At 66.0% G+C, this 19,360-nt stretch carries 18 protein-coding genes; 4 read left to right on the top strand and 14 right to left on the bottom strand.

Annotated elements, in window-relative coordinates:
* Positions 1-33 precede the first annotated feature (33 nt).
* The 9 genes from der to M0208_RS04400 form a co-directional block, all read right to left on the bottom strand.
* Positions 34-1,401 carry a ribosome biogenesis GTPase Der gene (gene der, locus M0208_RS04360; RefSeq protein WP_258890508.1) on the bottom strand — a complete coding sequence of 456 codons (1,368 nt, stop codon included), beginning with the start codon at positions 1,399-1,401 and terminating at the stop codon, positions 34-36.
* Between the two features lie 32 nt (positions 1,402-1,433).
* Entirely contained in the window at positions 1,434-2,756 is a 1,323-nt protein-coding gene (locus M0208_RS04365; RefSeq protein ID WP_258890509.1) for a PQQ-binding-like beta-propeller repeat protein, read from the bottom strand.
* Complete coding sequence (locus M0208_RS04370; RefSeq protein WP_258890510.1) at positions 2,756-3,457, bottom strand: tetratricopeptide repeat protein; 702 nt, start codon at positions 3,455-3,457, stop codon at positions 2,756-2,758. Before M0208_RS04370 ends, M0208_RS04365 begins: the two co-directional genes overlap by 1 nt.
* A gap of 78 nt (positions 3,458-3,535) precedes the next feature.
* On the bottom strand, positions 3,536-4,396 hold the full coding sequence (gene panB, locus M0208_RS04375; protein ID WP_258890511.1) for a 3-methyl-2-oxobutanoate hydroxymethyltransferase: 861 nt from the start codon (positions 4,394-4,396) through the stop codon (positions 3,536-3,538).
* A 24-nt stretch (positions 4,397-4,420) separates the two neighbouring features.
* Positions 4,421-4,861: a hypothetical protein gene (locus M0208_RS04380; RefSeq protein ID WP_258890512.1), complete on the bottom strand. Its 441-nt coding sequence runs from the start codon at positions 4,859-4,861 to the stop codon at positions 4,421-4,423.
* Between the two features lie 42 nt (positions 4,862-4,903).
* Positions 4,904-5,245: an ArsC family reductase gene (locus M0208_RS04385; RefSeq protein WP_258890513.1), complete on the bottom strand. Its 342-nt coding sequence runs from the start codon at positions 5,243-5,245 to the stop codon at positions 4,904-4,906.
* Between the two features lie 6 nt (positions 5,246-5,251).
* Positions 5,252-5,659 (bottom strand): GNAT family acetyltransferase, encoded by a 408-nt coding sequence (locus tag M0208_RS04390; RefSeq protein ID WP_258890514.1) that lies wholly within the window; start codon positions 5,657-5,659, stop codon positions 5,252-5,254.
* Complete coding sequence (bla, locus tag M0208_RS04395; RefSeq protein ID WP_258890515.1) at positions 5,656-6,486, bottom strand: subclass B3 metallo-beta-lactamase; 831 nt, start codon at positions 6,484-6,486, stop codon at positions 5,656-5,658. Before bla ends, M0208_RS04390 begins: the two co-directional genes overlap by 4 nt.
* Positions 6,483-8,687, bottom strand: a complete 2,205-nt coding sequence (locus M0208_RS04400; RefSeq protein WP_258890516.1) for a ribonuclease R family protein — start codon at positions 8,685-8,687, stop codon at positions 6,483-6,485. The genes bla and M0208_RS04400 overlap by 4 nt, the downstream gene beginning before the upstream one ends.
* A gap of 53 nt (positions 8,688-8,740) precedes the next feature.
* Here M0208_RS04400 and glpD point away from each other — a divergent pair, with 53 nt between their 5' ends.
* Together glpD and M0208_RS04410 are read left to right on the top strand one after the other, a co-directional pair.
* Positions 8,741-10,222: a glycerol-3-phosphate dehydrogenase gene (glpD, locus tag M0208_RS04405; protein WP_258890517.1), complete on the top strand. Its 1,482-nt coding sequence runs from the start codon at positions 8,741-8,743 to the stop codon at positions 10,220-10,222.
* 18 nt (positions 10,223-10,240) lie between these two features.
* On the top strand, positions 10,241-10,648 hold the full coding sequence (locus M0208_RS04410) for a lysozyme inhibitor LprI family protein (RefSeq protein WP_258890518.1): 408 nt from the start codon (positions 10,241-10,243) through the stop codon (positions 10,646-10,648).
* A gap of 9 nt (positions 10,649-10,657) precedes the next feature.
* Here M0208_RS04410 and M0208_RS04415 read toward each other — a convergent pair whose 3' ends face one another.
* The 3 genes from M0208_RS04415 to M0208_RS04425 are packed head-to-tail and all read right to left on the bottom strand — an operon-like array spanning position 10,658 to position 13,657.
* Positions 10,658-11,698, bottom strand: coding sequence for a TrkA family potassium uptake protein (locus tag M0208_RS04415; protein ID WP_258890519.1), 1,041 nt, complete (start codon positions 11,696-11,698; stop codon positions 10,658-10,660).
* Positions 11,688-12,113, bottom strand: coding sequence for a hotdog fold thioesterase (locus M0208_RS04420; RefSeq protein WP_258890520.1), 426 nt, complete (start codon positions 12,111-12,113; stop codon positions 11,688-11,690). Before M0208_RS04420 ends, M0208_RS04415 begins: the two co-directional genes overlap by 11 nt.
* On the bottom strand, positions 12,113-13,657 hold the full coding sequence (locus tag M0208_RS04425; RefSeq protein ID WP_258890521.1) for a proline--tRNA ligase: 1,545 nt from the start codon (positions 13,655-13,657) through the stop codon (positions 12,113-12,115). Before M0208_RS04425 ends, M0208_RS04420 begins: the two co-directional genes overlap by 1 nt.
* Before the next feature lie 59 nt (positions 13,658-13,716).
* On the opposite strand from M0208_RS04425, the gene M0208_RS04430 reads away from it, so the two are divergent.
* Both M0208_RS04430 and M0208_RS04435 read left to right on the top strand, forming a co-directional pair.
* Entirely contained in the window at positions 13,717-14,643 is a 927-nt protein-coding gene (locus tag M0208_RS04430; protein WP_258890522.1) for a DMT family transporter, read from the top strand.
* A 31-nt stretch (positions 14,644-14,674) separates the two neighbouring features.
* Positions 14,675-16,417 (top strand): DUF885 family protein, encoded by a 1,743-nt coding sequence (locus tag M0208_RS04435; RefSeq protein WP_258890523.1) that lies wholly within the window; start codon positions 14,675-14,677, stop codon positions 16,415-16,417.
* Between the two features lie 2 nt (positions 16,418-16,419).
* On the opposite strand, the gene gcvPB is transcribed toward M0208_RS04435, so the two are convergent.
* Together gcvPB and gcvPA are read right to left on the bottom strand one after the other, a co-directional pair.
* A complete protein-coding gene (gene gcvPB / locus M0208_RS04440; protein WP_258890524.1) occupies positions 16,420-17,997 on the bottom strand; it encodes an aminomethyl-transferring glycine dehydrogenase subunit GcvPB in 1,578 nt (525 codons plus the stop codon).
* Positions 17,994-19,352, bottom strand: coding sequence for an aminomethyl-transferring glycine dehydrogenase subunit GcvPA (gene gcvPA, locus M0208_RS04445; RefSeq protein ID WP_258890525.1), 1,359 nt, complete (start codon positions 19,350-19,352; stop codon positions 17,994-17,996). The genes gcvPB and gcvPA overlap by 4 nt, the downstream gene beginning before the upstream one ends.
* Positions 19,353-19,360 lie beyond the last annotated feature (8 nt).

Here is a 19,360-nt window from a genome sequence, read left to right on the forward strand (position 1 = left end):
TTCTACGCGGCGTCCGTAAACAGGAGGTAAGCGTCAGCTGTCGAAAGGGTTTTTCGGCGCGCGCAGCGTCAGCCGGATCGGCACCGCGCCGAAGTTCAAATCCTTGCGCATCGAGTTGATCAGATAGCGCTGATAGCTGGCCGGAAGCTGGTCGACCCGCGTGCCGAAGATCACGAAGCTAGGCGGGCGGGTCTTCACCTGCGTGACGTAGCGCAGCTTGATCCGCTTGCCCCCCGGTGCGGGCGGCGGATTGGCGTCGGTCGCACGTTCGAACCAGCGGTTCAGCTCACCCGTCCCCACACGCCGCGACCACGCCTCACGCGTGTCGAAGCACGCCTGCAACAGCTGGTCGATGCCCTTTCCGGTCGCGCCCGACACGGTCATCACCGTCACGCCCTTCACTTGGCTCAGACCGTCCTCCAGCGCGCGCTTCACTCCGTTGAACAGCGACGACGCATTTTCCGCCACGTCCCATTTGTTCAGCGCGATGACCAGCGCGCGGCCCTCCTGCAGCACCTTGTCGGCGATCCGCAGATCCTGCGCCTCCAGTCCCAGCGTCGCATCGAGCAACAGCACGACGACCTCGGCGAAGTCGACCGCGTGCAGCGCGTCCTCGACCGACATCTTCTCCAATTTGTCCTGCACCTTGGCGCGCTTGCGCATCCCCGCGGTGTCGATCAGCCGCACTTTGCGCAGCCGCCCGTCGGGGCTCGGCCATTCCCAGTCGATCGCGATCGAATCGCGCGTGATCCCGGCTTCCGGCCCGGTGATCATCCGGTCCTCGCCCAGGATCTTGTTGATCAGCGTCGACTTGCCCGCATTCGGCCTTCCGACGATCGCCAGTTTCAGCGGCGCATCCAGATCGGCCTCGTCGAATTCCTCTTCCTCGGGCGCATCCTTGCCCTCGATGTGCGGCAGCAAGGCCTCGAACAGATCGGCGACGCCCTCGCCGTGCTCAGCCGACATCTGCACCGGATCGCCGAAGCCCAGCGAGAGCGATTCCAGGATGCCCTGATCGCCGCTGCGCCCCTCGGCCTTGTTCGCGACGAGCATTATCGGGGTCTTGGAGCCCCGCAGCCAGCGCGCGATTTCCTCGTCGAGCGGCACGATGCCCGCGCGCGAATCGATCATGAACAGTGCGACGTCCGCCGACGCGACCGCAGCCTCGGTCTGCATCCGCATCCGGCCAGGCAGCGTCTGCGCGTCATGATCCTCGTACCCCGCGGTGTCGACGATGCGGAAATCGAGGCCCAGCAGATGCGCGTCGCCTTCCCGCCGGTCGCGCGTCACGCCGGGGCGATCGTCGACCAGCGCCAGCTTCTTACCGACGAGACGATTGAAGAGCGTCGATTTACCGACGTTGGGACGGCCGACGATGGCGACGACTGGGAGGCGGGACATTCGCGTGCCCCTACCCGCTATCGCACGCGCCGTCACCTGTAGGCGGAAACGCGGCCCTTCTGGTCGAGTACGTATAGCGTCTGGTTGGCGACAACCGGCGGCAGGGTGATCGGTTCACCCACCTCGATCGTCGCGCCCTTGCTGCCGTCGGTCGGCGATACCGCGACCAGTTCGCCCGCCGAATTGGTCAGCCACAGCCGGTTGCCCGCCAGCACCGGGCCGAACCAGGTGTAGGCGTTCGACTTCTTCTTCTCGTTCTTGAACCCGCGCAGCTGCGTGATCCACCGCACCTTGCCATTGGCGCGCGACAGGCAGATCAGCCGCGCGTCGTCGGTAATGACGAACAGCCACTCGCCCGCGATCCACGGCGTCGAGATGCTCGCGAAATTCTGCTCCCACAGCCGCTGGCCGGTGGCGATCTCCACCGCGACCATGCGACCGCCCTGCCCGACCGCATAGGCGCGGCCGTCGGCGATCACCGGATCGGCGTCGATGTCCGACAGGCTCGATACCGAGGTCGAGATCGACGTGCGCGACAGCGCGTCCTGCCACAAGGTGCGGCCGTTCTCGTAGCGATACGCGTTCAACTCGCCGCTGGAAAATCCTGCGACGATCGTGCCCGATTCCGCGGCGGGCGCCGCGACGCCGAACACGCCCTGGGTCTCGAGGCTGGCGGACTGCGTCCATTCGACCTTGCCCTCGGCCACGGTCAACGCGAACAGCTGGTTGTCCTGGCTCAGCACATAGACCTGACCGTTGGCGACGGTCGGCGCACCGCGCAGCGGCCCGCCGGGCTTGGCGCGCCACACGACCGCACCATCGGCTGCGTTCAGCGCGACGACATCGCCTAACCCATCGGTCGCGAAGACCTTGCCCTCGTCATAGCTGACACCGCCGCCGAACCGCGCCGAGCGATTTTCGTCGTTCTGCGTCAGCGACGCGGTCCACAATTTTGACCCGCCGTCCGCGGTGAAAGCATGGACGTTCGCATCCACATCGACCACGAACAATTTGCCGTCGGCGATCACCGGCGCGGCGCCGAGCCGCTGGCGGTTCGACCCGCCATCGATCGCAGCGCTCCACAGCCGTACCGGGCTGTCGCCGAGCGCAAGGTGACCCATCGCCTTCGACGGGCTGCCGCCCGGCTGTGCCCACGCCTCGTTCACGGTCGGCGCGGGCAGGGTCACTTGTACATCGGCCAATGTCTTGTCGACCTCGGCATCGTTCTCGGACACCAGGATCGGTACGCGGTTGCCGATCGTCGGGGTCTTCTTGCCGCCGCCCTTAAAAATGCCGCAGCCGCTGACCGCCAACATCGCCGCGATCATTACCGGCGCGGCTATCGTCTTCTTCATCACTTGGCCTTGCTCTGTTCTGCAGCCGGAACCGCATCCACCCCAAGTACGCCCGCCATCTGAACCGCACGTTGACGGATCGACGGCGCCGCACTCTCGCTGCTGGCGATCTGTCCGAACAGCCGCCCCGCCTGATCGCGCTTGCCCTGCTTCAGGTAAGCGATGGCGACCAGTTCACCCGCGCTGCCGAACCACGGATTGCCCGGCACCGCTAACCCGTTCAGCCGCGACACGACACGGTCAGGCGCGATCGTGTCGAACTCGGCATAGGTCTGGCGGATCAGAGCAAGGTCACGGAACGGTTTCGCCAGCGACGTGTCGCCCGCGATCATTCCGAACTTGGCGGCGGCGCCCTTCAGATCATTCTTTTGCAGTAGGATATCCGCCTGGCTGAAGATCGCGGCTGCGCGATACCCGTCCGACTTCGATGTCGCGAGTTCGGCCAGCGGCTTGCCCGCGGCATCCACCTTGCCCGCCGCAAGATCGTCGAACGCCAGTTGCAGCTTCTCGCCCTCGCGCCCGACATTCTGTTTCTGCTGGTGTTGCCAGAACAGCACGCCCGCGAACGCCGCCAGCGCCGCGATGACGCCGACGATCAGCCATTTGCCATAGCGCTGCCAGAATTGCGTCGCCTGATCCTTGCGCAATTCTTCGTCGACTTCGCGCAGGAACGCTTCGTTGTTTTGCGGCGTAAGAGCCAAGGGACACTCCGGACCAGGAACTGGGGGGATCGGGAAAGCGGGTCTCTTAGCGGTGCGCCGCGCGAAACGGAAGCGCGGTCACTTCTTCGGTTGATACGTCTGATCCGGCGTCGGAAACGCGCGCGATCTGACCTCCGACGCATAGGTCTCGACGGCTGCGGAGATATGCGCCGCCATGTCGCCATAGCGCTTCACGAACCGCGGCGTGCGCTCGAACAGCCCGAGCATATCTTCCGCGACCAGCACCTGCCCGTCGCAATCGGCCGACGCGCCGATGCCGATTACGGGGCAGGAAACCTCGGCCGTGATCGATTTCGCCAGCGGCTCGATCACGCCCTCCGCGACGATCGCGAAAGCGCCCGCGTCGGCGACCGCGCGCGCGTCGGCGATGATCTGGTCATGCTCGGCATTGGTCCGTCCGCGCGCGCCATATCCGCCCAGCGCGTTCACCGCCTGCGGGGTCAGCCCGATATGCGCCATCACCGGAATTCCGCGCTGCGACAGGAACGCGATCGTCGGGGCCATCGCCTGCCCGCCCTCCAGCTTAACCGCCGCCGCGCCCGTCTCGCTCATGATTCGTGAGGCGGAGACGAAGGCGTGCTCGGGCGATGCCTCGTAGCTGCCGAACGGCATGTCGATCACGACCACCGAATGATAACTGCCGCGCACCACCGCCGCGCCGTGCGCGCACATCATGTCGAGCGTCACCTGCAACGTCGACGGAAAGCCGTAGATCACCTGCCCCAGGCTGTCGCCGACCAGCAGGATGTCGCAGTGCGGATCGAGCAATTGCGCCATGCGGACCGTGTATGCGGTCAGCATCACCAGCGGTTCCTTCCCCTTGCGATCGCGGATCGCAGGAACGGTCAGCCGCTTCATCGGCGCGGCGACGGGCGTCGCGCGGCTGGTGGAGGTGTCGATCGTGAAGGTGGTGGACATGGGCGCGGGTCTAGCCCGCCGTCGTCAGGCGATCCACCCCCGCGCCTTCGCGCTCCTCGCGAGCCAGACCTGATACGCGGCGACCACCGCAATGAAGACCGGGAAGCCCGTCGCGACCAGCAATCCCTTGTGCGCGATCAGGTCAGTCGCGACGAAGGTCCAGCCGAACATCACTATCACCGCGACCAGCGACACGACGAACAACGACACGGCAAGCCCAGATCGCAGCAACAAAGCAACCGCACCAGCCGCACCACTAGCGACCGCGACGAAATACACCGCATTGTACCAGCCCGGCAGCGCGGCGTAGAAGGCGCGGTCCCAATCGGTGATGTCCGGCCCCCACGATTCCGCTCCGTACCGGAATTGGGTGTACCAGAACCAGCAGCCGATCAGCCCCCACAGGATCAGGATGATCGCAACGATGCGGAACCACGGCGGCGCCGGGCGACGAAAATCTGACATTGCGTACCCCTTCTTTTTCGAAAGGATGCGCCGGACTTTCGTCTAACGCAAATCAAGATATCGCGCGGGATCGAAACCGACGATGATCGCATCGCCGCTGACGATCACCGGCCGCCGGATCGCCGAGGGATGGGCCAGCATCAGCCGGATCGCCTTGTCAGTATCGACATCCGTCTTGTCTTCATCGGGGAGCTTGCGGAATGTCATGCCCTGCCGGTTGAGCAGCTTCTCCCAACCCAGCGTATCGACCCAACGCCGCAGTTCGTCCTCGTCGACCCCCGCCTTCTTGTAGTCGTGAAAGGTGTAGGCGACCTCATGCTCGGCAAGCCAAGCGCGCGCCTTCTTCACCGTGTCGCAATTCGGGATGCCGTACAGGATCGTCATGCCCGCTCAATCGAGGAAACGGCCAAGCACCGCAACCGGCTGATCGATGAATCCCAGCGCGCGATAGAAACTCAGCGCATCGTCGTTGCCGTCGCGCACCATCAATTGCAGCTTCGGCGCGCCGCGCTCGCGCAGCCATCGCTCCGCTGCCGCCATCAACGCGCGGCCCAAGCCCTCGCGGCGTCGATCGGGCGAGACCGCGAGGTAATAGACCCAGCCGCGATGCCCGTCGAAACCGACCATCACGCTCCCGACGATCGTATCGCCGTCACGCGCGACCAGTACCGCCGACGTCGCGCCCGCCAGCGCCAGATCGAAATCACGCTGCGGCGGGTTCCACGGCCGCGTCGATCCGCACCGCTCCCAAAGCTCCACGACCGCCGCAGCGTCCTCCGCCCGAGCCTCGGCGATCACTTCGATTGCTTGGCGAGGTCCGCGTCGAACGCAATACGCGCGTCCGCCACCATCTTCGGCAACACCGCGCGATCGACCAGCGCGCTGCGCTCCTTTCGTCCCATTAGGTCGACCGATTCGGGATGGAACGGCAACACCACATCGGCCTGCATCGCGCCGAGCCTATCGAAACTGCGGCGGAAATCCGGGACGATGCCGGGATAGGCCTTGTTTCCAACCAACTTGTTGCCCGCCACCGTGACACTGCACGCGAACAGCACGTTCAGCGGCTTCGGTCCCGGTAGTTGCATCGTCCAGCTCGTGCAGCCCGGCGTGTGACCCGGTGTCGCCACCGCAGTCAGCGTCACACCGCTCAGCGTCACGCGCTCCCCGTCGCGGATCGCGCGATCGACCTTCGCGGCGGGAAAGCGGATCACGCCATAGTTGGTTTCGCCGGGCGGAATGCCGCTGTTCACCGCCGCTGCGTCCCCAGCGCCGACGACCAGCTTCGCACCGCTCGCGCGCTTCAATGCCGCCAGACCCCCGGCGTGGTCGAAATGCGCATGGCTCAGCAGCAGATACTTTACGTCGCGTATCTTGACCCCGCGCGCGATGACGCTTCGTTCGATCGCCGCCGCGTTCTGCGGCATCGTTCCGTCGATCAGGATCGCGCCACTTCGCGTGTGGATCAGATAGGCGGCAAGCCCCTCGGTCCCGACATAGTCGACCGGCCCGATCAGGTTGAACGGCGCGATCGGGCGGGTCCACGCGGGCGGATCGAGTTGCGCCCCCACAGGTCCGGCCATCGCCAGCGCCGCCAAAGCCAGACCAAACCGCATCGTCGTCATCTCTTCTTCCCCTGATGCCGGATGTTCGCCGGGCGGCCGCGGCGATGTAGCGGGCGTGGTTTGCCGCTGCGATCGCGCGTCGGCAGCGCGCCCTTTCCCTCGGGCAGCTCGAACCGCAGCGCGCCCGACACCGGATTCGCCTCCGCCAGCCGCATCTCCAGCCGCTGCCCCAGCGCATATTGATCGCCGCTGTTCTCCCCGGTCAGCGTCCGCGCACCTTCGTCGAAACGGAAGTATTCGCCGCCCAGGTCACGCACCGGCATCAGCCCGTCGCCACCGATCCCCTCGACCGTCGCGAAAAAGCCGAAGTTCGTGACCCCGGTGATTCGCGTCTCCATCACCTGCCCGACGCGCTCGGCCAGGAATGCGGCGACATAGCGGTCGATCGTGTCGCGCTCGGCCTCCATCGCGCGGCGTTCGAGCTGGCTGATCGACGTGCCGATCCGCTCCATCTCCCCGCCATCGGGCGCAAGGCCGCCCGGCCCGAGCGCATAGGCCGCGACCAAGGCGCGGTGAACGACCAGATCGGCATAGCGCCGGATCGGCGACGTGAAATGCCCGTAGCTACCAAGGCCCAGCCCGAAATGCCCGTGGTTGGCGGGCGCATAATAGGCCTGCGTCTGCGTGCGCAGCACCTGTTCCATCACCTGCGGCCGGAAATCGGCGTCGCCCACGCGGTCGAGGATGTGGTTGAATGTCGCTGGTTTCACGACCTGCCCCAGCGCGAAGGGCACGTCGAACGTCTCGAGATAGTCCTTCAGGGCGACCAGCTTTTCGCGGCTCGGCGGTTCGTGGACGCGGTACATCACCGGCGCTTTCTTCGCCTCCAGCGCCTTCGCCGCGGCGACGTTGGCGGCGATCATGTAATCCTCGATCACGCGCATCGAATCGAGCCGTTCGCGCGGCGCAACCGACATGATCCGCCCCTTCTCGTCCAGCACAACGCGGCGTTCGGGCAGATCGAGTTCGAGCGGCTGACGCGCATCCCGCGCCTTCGCCAGCGCGCGCCAGCAGGCCCAGAGGGGATTGAGCGCGTCGAGCATTGGTCCCGCACCGGCATCGATCGCCGCCTGCGCATCCTCATAGGCGATATTCGCCGCGATCCGCACGACCGCGCGGCTGAACCGCCACCCCTTCAGCACCCCCGATTTCGAAATCTGCAGATGGCACGCCAGCGCCGCGCGATCCTCGCCCTGCTTCAACGAACACACGTCCGCCGACAATACTTCGGGCAGCATCGGCACGACGCGATCGGGGAAATAAACCGAGTTCCCCCGCCGCCGCGCCTCGCGATCGAGCGCCGATCCGGGCCGGACGTAGAACGATACGTCGGCGATCGCGACGATCGCCTTCCACCCGTCCACGTTTGCCGGATCGTCGTCGGGCGCGGCCCATACCGCATCGTCATGGTCACGCGCATCGGCGGGATCGATCGCGACGATCGGCAGGTGCGTCAGGTCTTCGCGGCCCTCTCCCAGCGGCTGCTTAGCCACCCGCTCAGCCTCGTCCAGCGCCTCTTCCGAAAACACGTCCGGGATATCCAGCTTGTGGATCGCGATCAGCGAAAAGCTGCGCGGCGCGAACGGATCGCCCAGCCGCTGCACCACCTTCGCGGTGATCCGCGGCGGTCGCCCGGCCTTTTCCGCCAGCACTAGATCGCCGGCCTGCGCATCGCCCGCATCGGACACCGCGAACTCACGCCGTTCCTTCTTGTCGATGCCCTGCAACCACAACCGGTCACCCTCGGCGCGCAACACGCCGATCAGCTGTTCGGAACTCGCCGCCAGCACCTTCATCGGATGCGCGATCCAGCCGTTTCCGGCTTCCTCGGTCCGCGCGAGCAGCCGGTTGCCGACGCCCAGACTCCCGCGCTTCCGTTCGCGAACACGCAACCTTGGCTGAGGCGTATCCGCCTCCCACCGATCGGGCACCGCCCAGATATTGCCGCCGTCGTCGACATCGACCACGCGCAGCACCGTAACCTTGGGCAGCCCGCCCATCTTGTGGAACGCGCGGCCGGGGGCCGAATCGATCAGGCCTTCGTCGGCCATGTCCTTCAGCTGCGCCTTGAGTGCGATCTTCTCTTGTGCGGTCAGCCCAAACGCCTTCGCAATTTCGCGTTTGCCCGCGGGCACATCGGACGATTCGATGAAGTCGAGGATTTGCTGGCGGCTGGGCAGCCCGGCCTTTGGCTTTCGCATCGTCACGAGATAGGGTTTCGCGCGCCCACCGTCACCCGCTAAGAACTGACCCCATGACAACGCCGACATACGACCTGCTGATCATCGGCGGCGGCATCAACGGGTGCGCAATCGCGCGCGAAGCGTCGCTGCTGGGCGCGAAGGTGCTGCTGGTCGAGCGCGACGATCTGGCCAGCCATACCTCGTCGGCGTCGAGCAAGCTGATCCACGGCGGCATCCGCTATCTCGAATATTACGAATTTAAGCTGGTCGCGGAATCGCTCAGGGAACGCGAGCGGCTGGTGAAGGCCGCGCCGCACATCATCCGCCCGCTGCGTTTCGTCCTGCCGCACGAAAATGCCGTGCGGCCGTGGTGGCTCGTCCGGCTGGGGCTGTACCTCTACGATTTTCTCGGCGGGAGGATGACGCTGCGGCGTTCGCGCGGATTGAAGGCGAAGGACACTGCTTATGTCGAGCCGCTGAAGGGCGGCGGGAAAGGCTTTGTCTACTCCGACGCCTTCGTCGACGATTCGCGACTGACCGTGCTGAACGCGGTCGATGCGGCGGCCAACGGCGCGGACATTCGTACCCGCACTGCCTTTACCGGCGCGCGCCGCGATGGCGATAGTTGGCTGGCCACGCTGGACGGCGCGGAACAGGTGCGCGCCCGCGCGATCGTCAATGCGGCGGGGCCGTGGGTGGTCGAGGCGCTGGGCAAGACCGGGGTCAATGCGGGGGCGGGCATCCGGCTGGTCAAGGGCAGCCACATCGTCGTGCCGAAACTGTTCGACGGCGACCACGCGTACATTCTGCAACAGCCCGACCGGCGCATCGTCTTCGCGATTCCGTATCAGGGGCAGACCGAGATCGGCACGACCGACATGCCGGTCGAACGGCCCGAGGATGCGAAGATCGATCCGCAAGAGATCGCGTATCTGTGCGAGGCCGCGAACCGGCATTTCGTGCGCCAGATCACGCCCGCCGACGTCACCTCCACTTGGTCCGGCGTCCGCCCGCTGTATGACGACGGTGCGAGTGAGGCGCGAGCGGTGACGCGCGACTATGTGCTCGAACTCGACACCAACGGCCCCGCGCTGCTCAGCGTATTCGGCGGCAAGATCACCACCGCGCGCCATCTGGCCGAAGAAGCGATGGAGAAACTCGCCCCTGCGCTTGGCTTGAACGCACATCCGGTCACCCGCGCGCGCGTGTTTCCCGGCGGCGCAATCGCCGACTTTCCGATCTTCCTCGCGCAGGTTCATGCGACGTGGCCGTTCCTTGGCGAACAGCGATCGGCACGGATGGCGCACGCTTACGGCGCGCAACTCGCCGATATGCTGGCCGGAATCAGCGATGAGGCCGGCATGGGCGCGGACCTTGGCGGTGGGCTGACCGAGGTGGAGGCCCGCTGGATGCGCGACCACGAATGGGCGATCAGCGCCGACGACGCGCTCGATCGCCGCAGCAAGATCGGCCTGCGCCTGACCGCCGGGGAACGCGCGCGCGTCGCGGACTGGTTCGCGACTCAGGAGCCTGTCGAGCCGGTACGCGTTTGAGGATTGAAGGATAGTTTCATGCGTAAGGCCATCTTGCTCCTCGCCTTTGCGGGCGTCGCCGCCAGCGCAGCGGCACAATGGTCGCCGGAAGCGGAGAAGAGGCTCAGTTCAACCTATAATCAGTGTCAGGCGAGCGGGGACGCGGCGAAGGGCGTCACATCAGCGATGATGAGCTGTCTGGGCGAAGAGAACCATCGTCAGGACGGGCACCTCAATCAGGCGTACCAGGCTGCGATGAACCGCCTGTCGACGCGCAGAAAGGCGAAACTGCGCCAGTCGCAAGGCGCCTGGATCAAAAGCCGCGACATTGCCGCCAAGGCCGCGGGCGATCGCGCAGGAGGCGGCAGCGCGGCCGGATTGGAGTATTCCAGTACGATCCTGCACAAGACGATCGAGCGCATCATCTGGCTCGAAAAGTATCAATGACGCGGTAGTTCAACCATCGTGGTCGGCGGTTCTGGCCGGAACGATCTCGATCACGTGATCGCCCGGCTCCAGCCGGCGCGCCGCCTCTTCCCAGAAACCGATCGGCTTGTCGTCACGGTAGATGCGGACGATCTGCCGGTCGCGTAAGGACGCCGGGTCGCAGCCGCATTCCTCCGCGGTCACGGTGCGTTCGCGCAATTCGACCCGCCCGCCGCGCGTCACCAGATCGGCGACATAATCGGCGATGTTCGGCCCCGCGGTCGATCCGGCCAGCAATTGCCCGCCCAGGCTGATCGAATTGATGATGACGTCCGCCCCCGCCTCGCGCGCGATCTCCTCATTCTCGGTCGCGCGGATGCCGACGCTGACCGGGATATGCGGGGCGAGCCGACGCGCGCTGAGCATGATCAGGATCGCACTGTCGTCGCGTCCCGGCGTGACGATCACCGCGCGCGCGCGATCGATCCCCGCCGCCTCCAGCACTGCATTGTGGCTGGCGTCGCCCTCGACCGTCGCCACGCCCAGCGCCTCCGCCTCGCGCAGTTTGTTGGCGTTTTCGTCGACGACGACGATCGTCTCGGGCGCACAGCCGCGGGCGAGAAGTTCAGCAACCGCGGAAGAACCGGTCGAACCGAAGCCACAGACGATACTATGCCCCGAAAGGCTCCGCTGCACGAACCCCATGCGCCACCTTTCCCAACCCTGCCGAAGGACGAAACTGTAGGCCGATCCCAGGAAGATCAGCCAGATGAAGATGCGGATCGGCGTGACGATGAACGTATCGAACAACCGTGCGCGATCGGTCACCGGAATGATGTCGCCATAGCCCACGGTCGTCACCGTGATCGCCGTGAAATAGACCACGTCGACGAACGAGACATGCCCGTCGACATTGTCCTTCAGTCCCGCGCGGTCGAACCAATGCCCGCCCAGCGCGATCGCGATCAGCGCGATGACCGCGAACCCGCGTAGCGCCAGCGTACCGCGTTCCGATAGCCGCCCACGCCGAAAAAAGCGCGGTGCCGTGGGCTGACCGACCTTATCCGGCACGCGCGATGACGGCGGCGGTCATGCGCGACAGACAGACCAGTTTGCCGTCGTCGCTTTCGATCCTGATCGTCCACACCTGCGTCGTGCGGCCAAGCGTTTCGGCGGTCGCGATGGCGTGAACGTACCCCGACATGACCGGGCGCAGGTGATTGGCGTTGATCTCCAGCCCGACCGTCACCTTGTCGTCCGGCACCGCCATGCTGCCCGCGACCGACGCGACCGTCTCCGCCAGCACGACCGACGCGCCGCCGTGAAGCCGCCCGAAGGGCTGGTGCGTCCGCGCATCGACCGGCATCCGCGCGCGCATCCAGTTATCGCCGAATTCGGTGAACTCGATTCCCACCAGTCCCGGCAAGGCGTGTGCGCCGAGTGCGGTGAGTTGGTCGAGCGTGAACGCCTGTTGCCAGATCGCCATCAGTATGACCGCCCGATCAGCACGCGTTCGACCGCGGGGTCGCCGGTGAAGATGCACGGACCGTGATCGTCGCCGGTCTGCCCGATCGGCGCATTGCGGATCGTCAGTTTCAGCGCCTTCAACCGCTCCACCACCTTGTCGAGCGCCGCGCCGGTCGGTTTCGACCAGCGCACGTCGGCCCAGCCGGGACGGTCGGTGCCAGAAGCGGTCGGGGCGAACATCGCTTCGACCCCCGACCAGTCCTCAACCGGTGCGATGTTCGCTTTCAGCCGATCGGTCGCCTCGGTGTGCAGCGCGGTCTGGATGCCCTCCAGCAGCGTCGTGACGTCGCCGACGAAATCGGCCTTCGCCACCACCGCGCTGTCCAGCTTGCCGCCGTCCTGATACAGCCGGTCGCGGCGGATGACCGATACGTTGCCGCCCGCCATGTCGCGCCCGCCGACCTCGACGATCACCGGCGCGCCCTTCTTCACCCAACCCCAACGCTTCGTCGCGGCCTTGGCGGGTTTCAGGTCCAGCAGCGCGCGCACCGGTTCACCCAGCGCGGATTGCCGCGCCAGATCGGCTTGAAGCCCTTTGCAATAATCGATCAGCGCGGCGTCCTCGGGCGTGTCGCGCAACATCGGCACGATCACCACCTGCCACGGCGCGATCCGCGGCGGTACGCGCAGGCCGTCGTCGTCGCCGTGGACCATGATGACCCCGCCGATCATCCGCGTCGACACTCCCCAACTCGTAGTGTTCGCCAGTTCCAATTGCCCTTCGGCGTTCTGGAACCTGATATTCTGCGCGCTGGCGAAATTGTTGCCGAGGAAGTGCGACGTGCCCGCCTGCAACGCCTTCCCGTCCTGCATCATCGCCTCGATCGAATAGGTCGCGACCGCGCCGGGGAAGCGTTCGTTCTCGGGCTTTTCGCCCGCGACTACCGGCAGCGCGAGACAGGTTTCCGCGAACTCGCGGTACACCTCGAGCATCTTCAAAGTTTCCTCGCGCGCCTCGTCGGCGGTCGCGTGCGCAGTGTGACCCTCCTGCCACAGGAATTCGGACGTGCGCAGGAACATCCGAGTCCGCATCTCCCAGCGCACGACATTCGCCCATTGGTTGATGAGGACCGGCAGATCGCGCCACGACTGCACCCAGCGCGCGAACGCCACGCCGATGACCGTCTCGCTGGTCGGCCGCACGACCAACGGCTCCTCCAGCTTGGCGGCGGGATCGGGGACCAGCCCACCCCTGCCGTCCGCGATCAGCCGGTGGTGCGTGACGACCGCCATCTCCTTGGCGAAGCCCTCGACGTGCTCGGCCTCTTTCTCGAAATAGGAGAGCGGGATGAACAGCGGGAAATAGCAATTCTCATGCCCCGTCGCCTTGATCCGGTCGTCCAGCAGCCGCTGGATGCGTTCCCAGATGCCGTAACCCCACGGCCGAATGACCATGCAGCCGCGGACGCCCGATTCCTCGGCCAGATCGGCCTCGGCGATGACGGATTGGTACCAGGCCGCGAAATCAGCTTCGCGGGTGACGGAAAGGGCTCGTTTGATCATGCGGCCAGCGGATAGCGGCGCGGCCTTCACTCGTCACCCCGAACTTGTTTCGCGCGCGAGTGACCGCCATTGCCCGGCCGGTGAACAGACCGGACAGCATCCTCCCCGCAATCGCGCTGCGCCTGACCTCGGTCGTGTTGTTCGCGGTGATGAACGTCGCGATCAAGCTGGCCGAAGCCCACGGCGCGGCGCTGGCCGAAATCCTGTTCTTCCGGCAATTCGGAGCGGCTTTGGTGGTGACGACGATCGTCGTGTCTGGGCCGGGATTCGCATCGCTGCGCACCCGCCGCTTCCCGGCGCACGTGTTGCGCGCAGCGATCGGGCTCGGCGCGATGGCCCTAACCTTCACCACCCTGTTGCTGCTCCCGCTCGCGGAGGCGACGACGATCGGTTTCTCGATGCCGATCTTCGCCACGATCCTCGGCGCGGTGGTGTTGTCCGAACCGACCGGGTGGCGGCGTTGGGCGGCGGTGCTGGCGGGGTTTGTCGGGGTGATGATCGTCACGCAGCCGTGGGGCGGCGGTCATATCCCGCCGCTCGGCGTGCTGACCGGGATGGGTGCCGCGCTCCTGACCGCCAGCGTGTCGATCCTGCTGCGCACGATCGGCAAGACGGAGCCGGGGCTGACCACGGTCTTCTGGTTCTCCACGCTGTCGCTGCTACCGCTGGGCATCGCCTATGCGTTCTTCGCACAGGTGCATGACCTAGCGACGTGGGCGATCCTGTTGGGCATAGGCGCGATCGGCGGCGTGGCGCAGATCGCGATGACCGAATCGCTCAACCGCGGCGCTGTCAGTCTGGTCGTGCCGATGGACTATACCGCGCTCCTGTGGGCGACGCTGTTCGGGTGGCTCGTCTTCGGCACGTTGCCGATCGCCGCGACGTGGATCGGCGCACCGATCATCGTGGGGTCAGGGCTTTACATCGTCTGGCGCGAACATCGGCGGCGGCAGGAGGAAACGCGCGCCGCGATCCCGCAAGGTTGAAGCAGCGTCGCGCTTCGGCCACGGTCCGCCGATGCATCGCTCCTTCGCCCTGCTCGCCCCGTTCGCGCTCATCGCGGCGGCCCCATCTCCTGACGCCACGTTCGACGACATCTGGCGGACCGAATGGGCGTGGCGACAGGCGGAGCGGATCGCGGACAGTCCGCCCGGCACGGTGGACGCACATCTGCCCGACGTCTCCGCCCCGGCGCACGCGCGGCGGCTGGCGTATTGGACCGACGTGCTGGCGAAGCTCGACGCGATCGACCGCGCGCGGCTTTCGCCGGACACGCTGACCGACTGGCAGGTCTATCGCGCGCAGATCGCGGCGCTGATCGACGAGGAGAAGTTCCGCGAATGGGAGAAACCGGTCAACGGCGACAGCGCCTTCTGGTCCGACCTGCATTATGTCGCGCGCGGCGATTTCGCGAACGGCGAGCGTGATTATCGCGCGTATCTGTCGTGGCTGGGCGAGGTGCCGCGGTATCTGGCGCAGCAAACCGACAATCTGGACGCCGGACTGAAACGCGGCTTCACCCCGCCCGCGATCGTGATGCAGGGACGCGAGAAATCGGTCGAGGCGATCGCCACCGCGATCGATCCGACCAAGACTGTCTATTACGAACCCTTCGCCAAACTACCTGCGGCGATGGCCAACCGCGCGGCGCTACAGGCCGAAGCGAAGCGCGCGATCGCGAACCGAATCATCCCCGCGCACAAGACGCTGCTCGCCTTTCTGCGCACGCGCTATTTCCCCGGCCTGACGCAGGAGCTGGCGGCGGAGAAATACCCGGACGGCGCGGCCTATTACCGCAGCCGCATTCGCAATTTCACCACGCTCGACATGACCCCCGACGCGATCCACCGGCTCGGTCTGTCCGAAGTGGCGAAAATTCGCGCCGAGATGGAAGGCGTGAAGAACGACGCCGGGTTCAAGGGCGACCTCCCTGAGTTCCTGCACTTCCTACGCACCGATCCGCAATTCTATTCCAGGACCGCGGACCAGTTGATGAAGGAGGCCGCGTGGCACGCCAAACGCTTCGACGGGATGGCCGCGAAGTGGTTCGGTCGCCTTCCCCGGCAAAGGTTCGCGATCGTCGAGGTGCCGCCAGACATCGCGCCCTTCTACACCGCGGGGCGTGGCGGGCCGGGGACATATCTGGTCAACACCTACAATCTGCCGTCACGCCCGCTGTTCCAGCTACCCGCGCTGACGCTGCACGAAAGCGCGCCGGGACATGCGTTCCAGATCCCGTTGGCGGCCGAGAACACGGCGCTGAAGCCGTTCCGCCGCAACAGTTATATCTCGGCTTACGGCGAAGGCTGGGCGCTCTACACCGAGCGGCTGGGTGACGAGATGGGCTTCTACCGGACACCCTACGAACGCTTCGGGATGCTCAGCTACCAAATGTGGCGCGCCGCGCGGTTGGTGATCGACACCGGCATCCATTCAAAGGGCTGGACGCGCGAGCAGGCGCAGAAGTACTTCCGCGACAATACCGCATTGTCGGAGCACGAGATCACCACCGAAGTCGACCGCTACATCGGCTGGCCAGGACAGGCGCTGAGCTACTACATCGGCGAACTGACAATCCAGAAAGCGCGCGTGAAGGCGGAAAAGGCGCTCGGCGCGAAATTCGATATCCGCGCGTTTCACGATACGGTCCTGTCTCTCGGGTCGGTCCCGATGCCGGTACTGGAGTCGCGGATCGACCGGTTCGTCGCAGAGGGTGGGGCGGGTCCGTATCCGTCCGAAGATCTCGCACCCGCAAGCTAAGGCTATTCCGCCGCCTCCGCCACCGGCACGGGCTCCTTCCAAACCAGCACGGGCTTCCTCGCCGCCAGCGTTTCGTCGAGCCGTGACCTTGGGGCGAAGTGGGGTGCGGTCTTCAGCGCCTTGTCCCCCGCCTTCGCGCGTTCGGCGACGCTGCGCAGCGCGCCGATGAACTGGTCGAGCGCGGCCTTCGACTCCGTTTCGGTCGGTTCGACCAGCATTGCGCCGTGGACGACGAGCGGGAAATACATCGTCATCGGGTGATACCCCTCGTCGATCAGCCCCTTGGCGATATCGATCGTTGAGAAACCGTCGGCGAGGTTGTCGTCGCTGAACAATGCCTCGTGCATGCACGGGCCGCTGTCTCCGAACGGCGCGTCGAGCACGCCGTCGAGGCTGCGCAGGATGTAATTCGCGTTCAGCACCGCATCCTCGGCAACTTGCCGCAGGCCGTCCGCACCGTGGCTGAGGATGTAGGTCAGCGCGCGCGTGAACATGCCCATCTGGCCGTGAAACGCGGTCATCCGGCCGAAGCTGTCAGGGTGGCGGTCGCCGACCGTCTCTTCCTCGACCAGGGTTATGTGGCCGTCGGCGTAACGTTCGGTAAACGGCAGCGGGCCGTACGGCGACAGCGCCTCCGACAGCACCACCGGCCCCGATCCCGGCCCGCCGCCGCCATGCGGGGTGGAAAAGGTCTTGTGCAAATTGATGTGCATCGCATCGATGCCGAGGTCGCCGGGGCGGACGCGCCCGACGATCGCGTTGAAGTTCGCGCCGTCGCAATAAACGTAGCCGCCCGCGGCGTGGACCGCGTCGGAAATCGCCTTCAGATCGCGTTCGAACAAACCGCAGGTGTTGGGATTGGTGATCATCACCCCGGCCACGTCCGGGCCGAGCCGAGCCTTCAGCGCCGCGGTGTCCACCCGTCCCTGGGCGGTCGCGGGAATGTCCTCGACCTTGAAGCCCGCGAAGGCGGCGGTCGCGGGGTTGGTGCCATGCGCGCTTTCGGGAACCAGGATGACCTTGCGATGCCCCTCCCCGCGCGCCTCCAGCGCCGCCTTGATGCACAGAATGCCGCACAGTTCGCCGTGCGCGCCCGCCTTCGGGCTCATCGCAACGCCGTGCATTCCGGTCAGCTTGATGAGCCATACCGCCAGTTCGTTGATGACGCCGAGCGCACCCTGCACGGTGTCGACCGGCTGGAGCGGATGGATGTCGGCAAAGCCGGGCAGCCGCGCGACCTTTTCGTTCAAGCGCGGATTGTGCTTCATTGTGCAACTGCCGAGCGGGAACAGGCCGAGGTCGATCGCATAATTCTGGCGGCTGAGGCGGGTGTAGTGGCGCACCGTTTCGGGTTCCGACAAGCCGGGAAGACCGATCGGCGCGGTCCGCGCGAGATTGCCGAGCTTTGTCGTCGCGGTGACCGGTTCGGCGACCTCCACGCCCGTGGTGTGCGTGTCGCCGATCTCGAAGATCAGCGCTTCTTCCAGCATCAGTCCCTTGTTGCCGGTGAAGGTCGGGGCGGCGCTGCTTCCCTGCTGCGGTGCGGTCGGACGCCAGCCGCTCTGGTTGATCGCGTTCATGCCAGCACCTCCTGCAGCGCCGCGGCGAGCGTTTCCACATCCTCCGCGGTCGTGGTTTCGGTAACCGCGATCACCAGCCCGTTAGCGAGCGCGTCCTCTCCCGGATACAGCCGACCGAGCGATACTCCCGCGAGGATGCCCCGGTCGGCCAATGCACGGACGATCGGCCGCGCCTCCTGCCCAAGATCGACCGTGAATTCGTTGAAGAACGTCTCGTTGATAACGCGCACGCCCGGCACCTGCGCCAGCCGCTCCGCCGCGGCCACCGCGCCCGCGTGATTGGTCGCCGCCAGCGCGCGCAGCCCAGCCTCGCCCAGCAATGTCATGTGGACCGAAAAGGCCAGCGCGCAGAGGCCGCTGTTGGTGCAGATGTTCGACGTCGCCTTCTCGCGGCGGATATGCTGTTCGCGCGTCGAGAGCGTGAGGACGAAACCGCGGCGGCCATCGGCATCGACCGTCTCGCCGCACAAGCGCCCCGGCATCTGGCGGACATATTTGTCCTTGCATCCGAACAGGCCAACGTATGGCCCGCCGAACTGCAGTCCGACGCCGATCGACTGGCCTTCGCCGACGACGATATCCGCGTCCATCTCGCCCGGTGACATGATCGCGCCCAGCGCTACGGGCTCGGTCACCACCGCGATCAGCAGCGCCTTGTGCGCGTGGCACGCGTCGGCCAGCGGGCGCAGGTCGGCGATACGGCCGAGGATATCGGGATATTGCACGACGACGCATGACGTATCGGCATCGATCGCCGCGATCAGCGTGTCGATATCGGTGTCGGCGGTCAGCGTCGGGGCGCTCGTTTCCAGCGCGTCGCCGGTGTATTTCGCCATCGTCTTCGCGACCGACACGTAGTGCGGGTGCAGCCCGGACGACAGGATCGCCTTGCCGCGCTTCGTGATCCGCCGCGCCATGCCGATCGCTTCCCAGCACGCGGTCGATCCGTCGTACATCGATGCGTTGGCGACGTCGGTGCCGAGCAGCCGCGCGACCTGCGTCTGGAATTCGAACAGCATCTGCAGCGTACCCTGCGCGATCTCGGGCTGGTACGGCGTGTAGGCCGTCAGGAACTCACCGCGCTGGATCAGGTGATCGACGCTGGCCGGCACGTGATGCTTGTACGCGCCGCAACCGAGGAAAAACGGTGCCTCGCCCGCCGACAGGTTCCGCCTCGCCAGCGCCGACATATGCCGTTCGACCGCCAGTTCGCTGGCGTGCATCGGCAGATCGTGGATCGGCCCGTCCAGCCGCGCGATTTCGGGCACGTCGACGAAGAGGTCGTCGATCGAGGGCGCGCCGATGACGGCGAGCATCTCGCCGCGGTCGGTGTCGGTCAGAGGCAGGTAGCGCATGACGTTCT

It is taken from the genome of Sphingomonas sp. SUN019, from assembly GCF_024758705.1.
In the GTDB taxonomy this organism is placed as follows: domain Bacteria; phylum Pseudomonadota; class Alphaproteobacteria; order Sphingomonadales; family Sphingomonadaceae; genus Sphingomonas.

Coding starts and splice junctions, on each gene's coding strand:
- gcvPB (WP_258890524.1), bottom strand. CDS start 17,997: ATGAACGCGATCAACCAGAGCGGCTGGCGTCCGACCGCACCGCAGCAG.
- panB (WP_258890511.1), bottom strand. CDS start 4,396: ATGTCCACCACCTTCACGATCGACACCTCCACCAGCCGCGCGACGCCC.
- gcvPA (WP_258890525.1), bottom strand. CDS start 19,352: ATGCGCTACCTGCCTCTGACCGACACCGACCGCGGCGAGATGCTCGCC.
- M0208_RS04410 (WP_258890518.1), top strand. CDS start 10,241: ATGCGTAAGGCCATCTTGCTCCTCGCCTTTGCGGGCGTCGCCGCCAGC.
- M0208_RS04380 (WP_258890512.1), bottom strand. CDS start 4,861: ATGTCAGATTTTCGTCGCCCGGCGCCGCCGTGGTTCCGCATCGTTGCG.
- M0208_RS04385 (WP_258890513.1), bottom strand. CDS start 5,245: ATGACGATCCTGTACGGCATCCCGAATTGCGACACGGTGAAGAAGGCG.
- M0208_RS04400 (WP_258890516.1), bottom strand. CDS start 8,687: ATGCGAAAGCCAAAGGCCGGGCTGCCCAGCCGCCAGCAAATCCTCGAC.
- bla (WP_258890515.1), bottom strand. CDS start 6,486: ATGACGACGATGCGGTTTGGTCTGGCTTTGGCGGCGCTGGCGATGGCC.
- M0208_RS04420 (WP_258890520.1), bottom strand. CDS start 12,113: ATGGCGATCTGGCAACAGGCGTTCACGCTCGACCAACTCACCGCACTC.
- M0208_RS04365 (WP_258890509.1), bottom strand. CDS start 2,756: ATGAAGAAGACGATAGCCGCGCCGGTAATGATCGCGGCGATGTTGGCG.
- M0208_RS04435 (WP_258890523.1), top strand. CDS start 14,675: ATGCATCGCTCCTTCGCCCTGCTCGCCCCGTTCGCGCTCATCGCGGCG.
- der (WP_258890508.1), bottom strand. CDS start 1,401: ATGTCCCGCCTCCCAGTCGTCGCCATCGTCGGCCGTCCCAACGTCGGT.
- M0208_RS04425 (WP_258890521.1), bottom strand. CDS start 13,657: ATGATCAAACGAGCCCTTTCCGTCACCCGCGAAGCTGATTTCGCGGCC.
- glpD (WP_258890517.1), top strand. CDS start 8,741: ATGACAACGCCGACATACGACCTGCTGATCATCGGCGGCGGCATCAAC.